This is a genomic window from Mesonia oceanica (assembly GCF_902499555.1).
Taxonomy (GTDB): Bacteria; Bacteroidota; Bacteroidia; order Flavobacteriales; family Flavobacteriaceae; genus Mesonia; species Mesonia oceanica.
This window is the reverse complement of the sequence record NZ_CABVMM010000018.1, coordinates 1-13,693: the sequence shown is the minus strand read 5'-3', so window position 1 is coordinate 13,693 and position 13,693 is coordinate 1. Positions and strand designations below refer to the sequence as shown.

The window sequence follows — 13,693 nt, the reverse complement described above, 5'->3', positions numbered from 1 at the left end:
CTTTAATGTGAAATTTAAGTAAAAATTCTATTAAACTAGCATTAAAAATACTTGTTTTGTAGTTCAAAAAAATTACCATGAGTAAAACCTGTATTTTTTTTCTTTTATTAGGCTTGACTATAAATTTAGCAGTAGCACAATCAGATTCTTTAGTTTCTCAAAAAAAGCAAAACCTTACTACATGGGATGTTGCAAAACATGATGCTAAATTAATGTGGGGCGGTTTTAAATATGTGTATTCACGTCCGTTTCAATGGGACCAAGATGATATCGCAATTGCTACAGGAGTGGTCATTGGTACCGCAGGTTTAAATATTATAGATGAAAGGGCTAAAAACTTTTTCTTGGAACAAGAAGAACATGTTCCCGGAGTTGTAAAAGAGTTTGGTTGGTATTTTGGTTCCCCGCAGAATAATTATGGGGTAAATGGAGCGATTTACTTGGCCGGTTTATTTACTAAGAATAAAGAATTAAGAAAGACTGGTATTTTAATGATTTCTTCCGCTAGTGCTGCCGGGTTAATACAAACCATTAGTAAAAATGTTACCGGTAGGGCTAGGCCTAATGACGGAGGCAAATTTACCTTTAAACCCTTTAGTAAAGAAGGAGCTTATCACTCTTTCCCTTCAGGGCATACCATTTTATCGTTTACCACTTTCTACGCCCTCTCCAAACAATTTGACAATATCTGGGTAAAAGGTGCTTTTATTGCCGGTGGAATGGTTTCTCCCGTTTCAAGATTATTGGAAGGTGCTCATTGGCTTACCGATGTAGCTTTGAGTACAGCCTTAACGGTATTTGTAGTTGATTCTATCGATAAATATTTAGATCGGGAGATGAATGAAGATCCGTTAATACAGGAAAAAAATAAAACCAAAGTTTCTTGGCGTTTAAAATTTGGTGGAAACCAAATTGGGATAATCGGTACGTTTTAAGCTTATTAAATTCTATTTTTGTATTCTTTCTCTATGACTTTACTAAAGATTTTGATTCTATTTTTTAGCAATGAGTAAGTAGAATTTTTTTTGAGATACTTTTCGGTACAATTTTGTTATTGGTATTACTCTGCTTAAACACTTTAAAGTATTTGATGAGGCTTATTCTTTTAAAGCTTAGAAACAATCCTCCTCACTGTCCACTGCTTCTTTCTTCCCGATACAATTTTATCCTTGCTATCGCTTATCCAAAATTACTCTCGAATAAGCCTACTATGAATGTTATTGGTACGATTATATATTTTTCTTTTAATCTAGAAATTATAAATATCCTCTTATCCCATTGTTCACTGCTTTTAGCTTTCTGTCAAGAATAATTGCTAACAATTATAAAATAATTTTTTAGGCTGCTTCTTCATTTTTTCTAAGAATAAATCATCAATATAGTATTGATGTTAATATTAAATTTATATCAGTTAACTTAATATTAACATTTTTATATGTTGTGAAGTTGTTTTTTTATTAATTTTAAACACTTATTTAACAATTACTTTGAATATTAGTTAATACTTATCTGTTTATCGTTAACGAAATCTAAAATTTTATGAAGCAAAAATTACTTCCATTGTTCTTTTTAATTTTTACGGTTTACAATTTAGTGGCACAGGTGCAACAGATGGCTCCGGTTAGTACGCCAAAATTTCCTGGTGGGGTGCTAGGGGCAGAGATGTGGTATATCTGTGATCATGATGATTTAAGCCAAGAAATATTTACTAACCATGCACAGAATAATATTAGATTATCCCCTTGTGGAAGCCAATATGGCAAGGATTTATTAAATTTTAATCATGCTATTAATAGTGGAGAATTGTGCTTACAATATAGAGCATCGATAGAAAATTTTATTTCTAGGGATATTTTTTTTGTAGGGAAGCCTAAAGTAGATCATAATTTTTCTCATCTACATACTTCACTTAATCCTTCCATAGGCAACTTAGCTTTTATGGAGTCTGATTCTGTTATCAATCATTTTGATTTGGGGTTAAAAGGATCATATATCAAAAACTTAGCTTTAAGTTATGATAGTGACAACAATGCACAGGTAAATTATTACCGTTGGAATAATTATAGAATCGACAAAAAATACAAATCTTATGGAGCAAAAGGAGAATCAGATTTTTTTATAGGGAAAGAATTTTTATTTCCGGAAAATGATGAGCCTCAAAGTTCTTTTTTGGGACGCTTTCCAGAATTTATTTCCTTCCCAAGGGAATTAAATGAAAATGAAAAAATCAGGGTCGAATCTTATCTTGCTTTAAAATATGGAATAACCTTATCGAGACAAGTATCTTATAAAAGTGCCACTAACATAAAAGTTTGGAATAAGTCCAATAATGATATTTTTTCAAATAATATTTTTGGATTGGGCAAAGATGATATTTCCGGACTCAACCAATTACAGAGTGAGAGCGTGCATAGAGAGAACTATTTAGTTGCCGCTATCGGGAAGATTTTAGTTACTAATCTGGAAAAGCAGGCGCAAGTAACTATTAAAGACAAGAACTTTCTGGTGATGGGTGACAACAACCAAGGAGGAAATGTAGGCCCTAAAAACCAACATGACGTAAGACCGCTTCGTACAGTTTGGCTTTCTCAAAAGACAGGTAAGGAGATGGAAGGTTATCCCATATCCTTTAAAATAAATATAGACGATAATGTGTTGGGGAGTTATATGCAACAAGACCACCTAAAACTATGGATGCTTCATGATAGGTTTGTGACCAATCAAGAAATTTCTTCGTTTAACGATAACTATGTAGAATATTATGAAACCTCAGATTTACAGGGATTTGACTATGGGTTCTTTAAAGATGTATTTTTTGATACCGATAATAATACCTACGACCAATATACCTTTGGGGTAGGTCCTGAAATAATTGTACAGGTAAGGCTAAAGGGAGATTGTAGAGAACCTCGTTATAAAGCTGAGGTAGTGATCTCTGGAGGGAAAGCAGATTATGACTTGCTGGTTTATAAAGATGGTACAGAAATAGGGCATTGGCTAGTGAGTGATAATAATTTTGATCTTCCAATTCCTGTGGAAGGGCCTGCAGATTATTTATTTTTTGTAAAAGATGCCCAGGGAATAACCGCTGAAGTAGAGTTAGAAGTGGTGCCTTATCAAATAGAGGTGGATTTGGGACCAGATCAAGAATTAACCGTTAACCAGCCAGAAATATTATTGGATGGAAGTAATGGTGTATCAGACCCTAACGCTACTTATCAGTGGTATTTTAACGGAGATTTAATAGATGGAGAATACGATTCTACCTTATTGGTTACCGAGGAAGGTGAATACACTGTAAAGGTGCTCTCGGAAGATCATTCTTGTGAGAGTAGGGATGGTATTACGATCACCCGTGCGTTTTCCATGCAAGCAGAATCTCCTATTGTTTGCGGTAGTAACTCAGGCTTTTTAAATATTGACATTTTCGGAGGTACTCCTAATTATTATATTACGCTACATTCCATCGAGAGTGGGCAGGAAAATCCCACTCCTGACTATATTTATGTAGGTAATGGAGATGTAACGGGAATCACCGGGATAGCATTTGGCGAATATGAAGTTTATGTAACCGACGACAGTAATAATGAAAATGGTAATGGGGAAACACTACAGCAAACACTGGAGGTAGTCGATCCTCATGAGGGTCTAGCGGTTGATCTTATTCCTCAATTGGAAAACTATTTTTCGCTGAGTTATTCTTACTATATTTCCAGCTATCCTTTTATATCGTCCCAATATGATGAAAATATAGATGTATTTATCGATGCGTCAGTATTGGTTACTGCCACTAATGTAAGTTATGAATGGTATAGAAACGGTGAGTTAATTCAAACAGATCCTGTCTTAGAATTAGAGCTACAAAGTGATCCGGAATTAGTAGATGTGGCCATTTATGAAGTGATGATATATAATAATAATACCGGCTGCTTTATAGAAGACGGTTTTGCTTCCAAGGGGTATTGGACACCCCCCAACTCTAGTACTAGTAGATCTACTTCTTCACTAAACTCGACCAATAATAAATTTAGCTTTACCACCAAAGTCTATCCTAACCCGAGTGCTCCCTATGAAGTATTCAATTACGATATCTTAGCAGACCAATCTACAGATGTAACGGTACAACTGTATACCCTGCAAGGCGTATTATTGGCGCAACGAAAAGGAAGAAACAATTCCAGGTTTACCTTTAATTTTAGTATACCTACTTCCGGGGTTTATTTTATTAAAACTACTTCTCGTGGGGAAGTGGTGACCAATAAAATAATTATAGAATAAAAAGATACAAAATACCAAGCATTTACCTTAAACCTTATTCCATGGCATTTCATCCTTTTAAAGCAATCAGGAACTCCTACCTAACCAGTACTTTATTAACCACGATTCTTAGTAATGTGATCGTGTTTGGGCAACCTATTCACCAAATAGGGTTCCCGGAACATTCTTATAGAAAAATTAAAAGCTATGTTTTAACTAATATAGAAGGAAACTCTTCTAAAAAGGTACCATCTAAAAAAGAAGATGTCTCTACTTCCCATTTAATTCCTAAAAATAGTAAGACGAACCAAGTCTTTGTAGCTCATCAACAATTAGGGGTTATCGGAATAAATGAAGAATCCAATAGAGATAACCCTATCGATAACTTTTTTACCATCAATTTGCCTGAAGATATCAACCTAACCAATTATAAAGCGGTTTTGTCTTATGATCTATTTGGCTTAGAAGAAGCTAGGCAAACTACCAAAAGTATCAATCAGTCGGAAGCTTACGGAGGGCAAATTATTCAACTAAATAAAAAATGGCAGAACGTAGAGGAGCAACTAAGTATAGAAGAACTAAATAAAGGTATAAACACTATTTTTTTTAATAGAAGGACGAATGAAGATTACCAATACAAGGTAAAAAACCTTTCTATCGCCTTACTTCCCCTTAACAATCTTGAACAAGCACCAACTATTTCCAGATATGAAAATGACTATTACTTGGTAGGGAATTTTGATTTTAAAAATGCCAATAAGCTAGAAGTATTTGGGAAGTTTTTTGAACTTAAAAACGGAGTGGTTGATGCTGTAGTTCAACATACAACAAAAAAAGACGACTATCATCTACCGATTTCTTATTACAATGGAGATCAATTCTTGGGAGAACGAACCCATGCCGTATCTAAGAATAAAGGGGACTACCGTCTGTTAAGCAATAATCTAGAAGAAAACACACGGACTTTTCATTTATTAGATGAACGGGTTAATTTTGATGAAGTTTTATCCATTCAGCCTCAGGGACAAATAGCCTCTATAAATAAGAGCAGGATAGAGGTTAGTGGGCTTAACTTTAAAGATATAAGAATCTTAAACGCAGAGTTGAGCAATGTAACTGCGGGAAATTTCGGGGCCTATAGACTAAAAAAAATTAACTCACAAGATAGTGTATCTCTCCAACTTCATCTAAAATACGATCTAGCTAAAATTCCTGCCGGGTACACCCCAAAAGATGTACGTACCTTTTATTTTGATAAAGAAAAAAGAAGCTGGAAGTCATTGCCTGTAGATAGCTTAGATTATGAAAATAAAATAATCATAGCTACTACAAATAACGAAACAGATTATATAAACGGCGTCATAAAAGTGCCGGAATCTCCTGAAACCGGCAGCTTTGCTCCAACCACTTTAAAAGATATGGATTTTGCAAATCCTAGTGCCGGGGTGGTGAGCGTTAACCCGCCAACACCCACAAATATGGGAGCGGCCACCACAGGATTTCCTATAAAATTACCCCAAGGTAGAAATGGGATGCAGCCTACTTTAAATGTTTCCTATAATAGCGAAGGTGGTAATGGCTGGATGGGAATAGGTTGGAACATGAATACCCCTGCTGTTACGTTAAATACAAAATGGGGAGCCCCTCGATTTGACAATTATGAAAGTGAACTCTATTCGTTAAACGGTAGTGATTTAGTACTAAAACATAATGGTACTTATACCAATCCTCACCGTTCTCAAACTTCCTTGTCAAGGACCAGTGAAAGACAGTTTTACCTAAGAAGGGAAGGTAGCTATCAAAAAATAATACGTCACGGTAATGGTACAGATAATTATTATTGGGAGGTAACCGATAAACGAGGAAATAAAAGTTTTTATGGCGGTTATAATGGGAGTGTAGTAACCAACGCTATACTAACCGATGAAGATGGTAATATAGGTCATTGGGCTTTGGTAAGAAGGGAAGATACAAATGGCAACTATATTAATTATACTTATCATCAAGCAGAAGTGAATGCCTTTGGTAATAACAATACTATTTTAGCCAAAGAATTTTATATAAAAGAAATACAGTATACCCTTCACAATAGCTCAGGCAATACTAATTATTACAAAGTAGAATTTAAACGGAATGCTTATACCGTACCTTCTGTACAAAGCTTACCCGTTAGAAACGATAAAATTTTGAGTGCACGTAATGGCTATTTACAACTTACGGATGATCTTCTTACGGAAATTAAAATTTCTAAAGTACAGGGAGGACAAACAGAAACCATTCGTACCTATCGTTTTAATTATGAAGAGATGGCTTTCCAGAAACAGCAACTTGTAAAAGTCGCTGAATACGATAAGAATGGAGACCTATTTTACGATAATACGTTTGAGTATTTTGAGTTTGATGATAATAATTCTATTATAAATACGAGTGTTGTATCATGGTCTAATGGAATAGGTCCCATTGGGAATCAAGAATTAATGAATCGAGCACCATCAGGTGAAGTTGACAATATTCCTACAGGTTCTCAATTAGGTTCGTCAAATTCTTTCGGAGACTCTTTTGGAATGCGTTTAGGAGTTGGTATAGGAATACGGCCCTGGTCTACAAGCACTACCGTTGGAGGAACCATTAACTCTAGTCACGTCAATAATAATATTCAATCTAATTTGTTAGATGTAAATGGAGATGGACTCCCTGATTTGGTTTATAAAGATGGAGGTAATATCAAATATAAAGCGAATCTAGGGAAATCTAATACGGGAACTCCTTTAGGATTTGGTAGTATTAGAACGCTTAATGGTTTAAATAAGCTATCCCATACCTCATCTTATACTACTGGGGCTGGAGTAGAAGCTAATATAGGAGGTTTAGCAGGTGCAGGAAAGAGTTGGACTTGGACCAAGTCTTCAACTGATAGTTATTTTTTAGATTATAATGGAGATGGGCTCTTAGATATAGTGAAGAATAATAGAATCTTATTTAATTCTACAGAAACTACTCAAGGAGAACCTGATTATAATGAAAGGGATTTTGTTTACGAAGTAAATGAAACAGAAAATTCTTTATTATCGGGAGCTTTTGATCAAGATATGATTGATCAATTTGAGTTAGAAACATTAGTAGAGTTAAGAGGCAAGTATCCACAATTTGACCATGTTAAAATTTGGAGAGCTCCTTATACAGGAACGATAAATATTAATAATCAAGCTGAATTAACAGATAAAAATATAGATGATGATCTAAATTCTAATTCTTTTCGATTATCTATAGAAAAATCTGAACACAACCAATCTTCAGGATTAACAACTATCATACCTGTAGGAAATAGTTATGGAAATTATTTAATATTAAATAATGTAGGTAGCTCGGCTTCATTTAATAAAAATGGTATTCAAGTCGATAAAGGAGATAAGCTTTATTTTAGGATTCATAATTTACAGAATGGTTATGGAGGTGAAGTTGTATGGAACCCTGCCATTGAATATATCTCAAATCCTTTTGGATTAATATCTCAAAATGAATATATTGATGAAAATGGCGTAGATTTAGTAAATTATGATGCTATTGACGATTTCATTATTAATAATGGAGAAGCTTGGGCTGTAAAAAATTCAATAACATCATTGAATATAGATTTTCAACTCAACACACAAGATTTTTCTCAATTTTCATTTTCAGATGATATTACTTTTAAAGTTATAATTGATGGTATTGATTCAGATGGGGAGGTAACAACCTCTGTAGTAGAACGAATTTATCAACATCAAAATAATTCAGCTACGGGTTCTTTCAATAATTCTAATATGACTGAATTTTTGAGTCTGGACCAGAATAACCTTAATTATAGTTTAACATTTATTGTTGAGAGTGATTCTAACGTGGATTGGCAGTCTTTAAATTGGAAGCCAAAAATAACGGCCAATAATGAAACTTTTTATCCATCTGTTTCTTACGCAGTATACAGCAATAATTTGAATTCTACTAAATACTGGATAAAATCCAATGATCTTCCTTCTCCTACGATTAGTACAATTGAGCCTAATGATGGAGAGTCTAGTTACTTAAAGATAAAACATGATTTAGATGATATACAAGTATTAGGAGGTAATCCCACTAGTAGTAATCCTCTTAACTCTTTAAGTGATGATGATTTTCCTATAAAAATTAATTGGATTACAAAGTCTGAAGTCAATGATATAGCTAAAGTTATTTATAAAAAAACCTTTTATTTACATAGATCTCCGTATGTAGATTTTATGTTTAACGAGGGCTATTTTTACAAATTGACTAATTCTCCGGCAACACCATCAAATTATACTGATCCCGATCCAGCCTTAACGGAAGCATACTTTTCTAAGATTTTCTCTAAATTAGACATACAAGCACTACAGGCTGATTCTGATAGCAGAATTTATTCTGCTTTTTATTCTCAATATGGAGAAGTTAATGATAACCTACAGATTAACTTTGAGGTTTATGATGATAATCAAAGTGAATTTCTAGAGTTAACAACTCCAACTATTCAAAAACCATTTTTTGCTCTAGCACCATTATTTACAGGTTATGCATATAAAAATTGGGGTCAATTTTTATATAATTCAGGAGTTAAAATTGAATATGACGAAGAAATGAACCCTAATTTAGATCCTAATTCTATAACTTATTATGATGGAAATATAGACATAGAATCCTTAGGAAATGGAGATACATTATATGAATCGACTGAAGAAATTGAAGAAGTAGCTGATAACCTGCAAGATGAAAATAATGAAAGTATAAGTGTGAATGATGCCGAAGTAAGGTATTCACTATATAAGCAGAATAATTACCTTGGAGAATATTATAATGAAACAGTTATAAATTCTTTTTATGGATTTTCAAACAATACTTTAACCACTTATATAGGAAGGTTTGCTGAAGAAAATATATATGATATATATGTAGAACCTAGTTCTCTTTTAGAAGCTGATAACGGTGTATTTTTAGGTTTGAAGCAACGTACAAAGTCAAAAGGAAAAGCAACTACAGGGCAGCTTGGCTTAGGAAGTGGTACCAAAAGTAAATCTAGTACAGATGTAATAGTAGAATATGTTGATTTAAATGGAGACAATTATCCGGATATCGTTACCAAAAATAAAATTCTTTATACCACTATGTTAGGGAATTACCAAGCAGAATCAATTGGTAATGATCATCATTCCGGTTCAGAAAGTATAGATTTCACAGTTGGTTTAACAATTCCAGGTATTAAACCAACTTCAGATCCCCAAGGTGGAGAAGTTTATAATCCTTTAAACACTAATTCAATTGCGGGAATTAATACAGGAGATGGAATTACTCATAATGCGGCTTTATGGATAGATATGAATGGTGATGGCCTAAATGATAAAGTGAAAATGAAAGAGAATTCTATTCGGGTAAAATTGAATAAAGGGAATGGTTTTTATGATGATGAAATCATATGGGGGGATAACTACTCGAATAACGATAATGAAAATAATTTAGGAAGCCAGTTAATAATTAGTTCCAGAAAAAAAGTAGGTGCTGGAGTGCCTATAGGAATAAGTGATTCTTTTGCACTAGGGTTTGGGGCAAATGTAAGTACTTCAGATAGCTCAATTAAAATTATAGATGTTAATAGTGATGGTCTTCCAGACCTTATAACTCCTTTACTATCTGGAGGGGGATGTCAGTATCATTTAAATACCGGTACAGGTTTCATTTCTCCCAAAACATTTACTTCAATTGATAATATTCAAGAGAGTATATCTTATGGGGCAAATATTTTTGGAACTATTACAGGAGGTTATTGGTTTCCTGTTTTTATAGTTCCACCTGCATTTATTCCTGTAAAAATAACAGCTTCCGTATCTGCCGGTTTTAATTTAGGCACTACAAAGACACAAATCTCTTTAGGAGATATTGATGGTGATGGTCTTGTAGATGTATTGTCAGATGATTCCTTTGGGATTTCAGCAAGACTTAACCGTATAGGCAAAACCCACTTGCTTAAAAAGGTAAATACCCCGTTAGGTGGAAGTTGGGAGATCGATTATGTAAGAAATGGCAATACCTATAAGTTGCCCCAAAACAAATGGGTGTTGGAAGAAATAAAAACCGATGATAATTTTGGGGGAGATAGCGATTATACTTTCGATCATAGCCTTTCCAGAATCTCTTATGAAAACCCCAATTACGACAGAAGGGAAAGGGAGTTTTTAGGCTATCAAGGAGTAAAAATAGAACAGTTAACGCCCAGTGGTACTAGCGGAAACTCGGGCACCACTTACCGTTATACTGTCAAATCCTATTTAAACGATAATTATTACGTAAAAGGAGCCGAATATTCTTCTGCTCTCTACGATAATAATGATGTTTTACTTTCAGAAAAAGAAACCTTTTACACCTTAATGGATGCCGACAACCCTTCCGTAGATCTAAACTTTACCAACGCTTATTACAACACCCAATCCATCACCAGTGAAGAACTGGATAAATCACGTTTGTTTTTGGGAGTGGCCAAAATGATAAGTACTAACTATGAAGAAGATGGGGGAGCATTAGCTGCTGAAAAACGATTTACAGAATACGATGGTCATGGAAATATAACCGAGTATGTAGACGTAGGAGAGGGGGGAAGTGATAGCTATGTGACAGCAATTACCTACCCGGGCTTGAGTGGACTCGAAAATGCCTACGGATATCCCGAACTCATTAGCGTTCACCAAAACAATAACAATCAATTATTAAGGCAACGCAAGGCCACCTACAGTCCTACCAATGGAAACTTAACTAAAGTGACCACTAAGTTAAATGAGGACGAGCAAAATCAAGTACAGCTCAATTACGATAATTATGGTAATTTAACCCAAATTATTCAATTGGATAACTTGGGATTAAATGGAACGCCTTTTAGTCAACAAATATCCTATGATTCAGATTTTCATACCTATCCCATAGGGCTTAACAATTCATTTACAGAAAGTTCCACTACCACTTACGATTATTCCTTTGGGATTCCCGTATTCACGACAGATATGAACGGCCAATCTATGCGTACCCGTCTTGACGACCGGGGCAGGGTAGTAGAAGTCACCGGCCCTAACGAACTGGCCTTGGAAGGGATGTCCGGTAATAGCGAACCCGCTTGGACCATTCGGTATGAATATGAAGACGAAGCTTTGGTAGAAAGCTTGGTGCAAAACCTTAATCCAGACGAGTATGTGGTAGATGCTCAACATGCGTTTACTTCTACCTCTTCGCTGGCAGAACATTATGCGGTCACCCGCCATTTTGATCCTGCTTTCGCTACCGCCAACAGTACTCCCAGTACCAACCAATTAATCACTATTAGCATTGTAGATGGTTTTGGGAAAGCCGTACAGCTAAAGAAAACCCATTACGAAGGGAGCGCACAATCCGGTAACTTAGAATGGCAAGTAAGCGGGAAAGAAGTAAAAGATGCATTTGGCCGGGTAACCCAAGCCTATTTACCTATGATTGAGGGCGGCTACCCTTCTAACTTAAATTCCCTAAGCAATGCCACCAGTTTTATCGCTTATAATGATGGCAATTTAAGTACGCCTGAAAGCGGTATCCCACCCACTACCATGGATTACGATACCCGAGATAGAAAAACCCAAATCACCGCTCCGGGTTCTACTACAGAAACCTTGGAATATACCATAGACGGAGCTAGATGGGTGACCGATTATAAAAATGCAAGAGGGAATCATACCAAAACCTATAAAGACAATAGGGGCAGGACGAGAAAAACCATTCAATCTGACGGGCAAGAACAAATTATGGTAGCATATGAATACAATGCCGTAAACGAACTTACTGATGTGGTCACCAATGGCCAGGCTACACAAACTACGCACAGTAAGTACGATCTTGCCGGTAGAAGGATAGAATACCAACATCCCGATCAAGGAGCCAGCGTTTTTGAATACGACAAGGCAGGAAATCTGCTCAAGCGCAGAACCTCAAATTTATTAACTGCCGGCAACCAACAAGCTATAGAATATGTATATGATTATGGTCGGTTAATGGAAATTAATTATCCCGAAAATCCAGAAAATAAGGTCACCTACACTTATGGCCAAAACAACGATCCCTTGGCAGAAGAAGTAAATGCCGTAGGAAGGCTTTTATACCAAGAAGATGCCTCTGGGATACAGCTTTTTGGTTACGGAAAAATGGGAGAGCTTACCAAAAACCTACGCTCAGTAGATGTCGCCGGTCGCCACTCTTATTATTTCTATACCGCTTGGGAATACGATAGCTGGAACCGGGTACAGAAAATTACCTATCCAGATGGCGAAGAAGTAAGCTACCATTACAACTTAGGAGGAGAGTTACAGTCGATTACCAGTGAAATAGATGGGCTTTCCAACCCAAGTACACAACCCGATATTGTACAGGATATTATTTACAATGGCTATGGGGAGCGTTTACGTATAGCCTATGGTAATGGTACGGCTACAAATTTTCACTACGATCCTAGGAGAAGGATGGATAATTTACACCATTTCTTTGCCAATAACTTCGATATCGAAAAGGTCTATGAATACGACAATAACTCTAATGTAACCAAGATCACTACCAATGATGATAACAATGGGTTATCTTTAAACGGGGAGTTAAGCGGACCTAGCAATTATACGTACAATTATGATGGTTTTGACCGTCTTATTCATGCCGAAGGTATTTATACCGGGCCCAACGATTTGCCGGGGGGCAATTATTTGCAACAACAATATAAATTGGATATGGAATACGATACCCAAAACAGCCATACCATTCTGAGCAAAACCCAGACCCACCAGTTTGGTATCGTTTCGAGTCCGGGAGCCCCGATGAGTAATATCCAAACCAATTTAGATACCCATTATAGCCTTTCTTACGAAGAGTATGGGCAGGGTGCAGAAGTGGCCGGAAGCGTTTTTTGGTATACCCAACCCCATGCGCCTACAAAGATGGTACAAAAACCGGACGAAAATTGTTGTGGCAATAGCGACGATCCACGCATACAAACCCAATACATCGATTACGATGCCAATGGCAACCAATTAGAAATTACCAAAGAAGTGGGCGAAGAGCAGTTTAGCCTACGTAAAAACCTTTGGGACGAAGAGAACAGGCTCTTGGCGGTCGATTTAAACCCTGAAGGAGATAAATACCGTCCCATTGCCGCTTATACCTACGATGCCGGTGGGGAGCGTATCATTAAATACAACATTAACCGGATAGAGGCCTATTCTAATGCTAAATCCCAGGGACATACCCAAGAAAACAATACGATGATGTACCCTAGCGGTTTGGTAACCGCAAGGCCTTATCTTGATAAAAAAAGAGAACGCCACGTAAAATATACCAAACATTATTATGCCGGTAGCCAACGGGTGGCTAGTAAAATAGGAACGGCCATGCA

The 13,693-nt window shown here is 36.0% G+C and carries 3 protein-coding genes; all 3 read left to right on the top strand.

The window, feature by feature from the left end; translation table 11 throughout:
• Positions 1-77: 77 nt before the first annotated feature.
• Complete coding sequence (locus FVB9532_RS17805) at positions 78-935, top strand: phosphatase PAP2 family protein (protein ID WP_150546535.1); 858 nt, start codon at positions 78-80, stop codon at positions 933-935.
• 604 nt (positions 936-1,539) lie between these two features.
• Positions 1,540-4,278: a T9SS type A sorting domain-containing protein gene (locus FVB9532_RS17800; protein WP_150546534.1), complete on the top strand. Its 2,739-nt coding sequence runs from the start codon at positions 1,540-1,542 to the stop codon at positions 4,276-4,278.
• A 41-nt stretch (positions 4,279-4,319) separates the two neighbouring features.
• On the top strand, positions 4,320-13,693 hold a 9,374-nt coding region (locus tag FVB9532_RS17795; RefSeq protein WP_150546533.1), incomplete at its 3' end, for a SpvB/TcaC N-terminal domain-containing protein.

Excerpts from the sequence above, each read along its gene's own strand:
- FVB9532_RS17800 (WP_150546534.1), top strand. The coding sequence starts at position 1,540 with ATGAAGCAAAAATTACTTCCATTGTTCTTTTTAATTTTTACGGTTTAC.
- FVB9532_RS17805 (WP_150546535.1), top strand. The coding sequence starts at position 78 with ATGAGTAAAACCTGTATTTTTTTTCTTTTATTAGGCTTGACTATAAAT.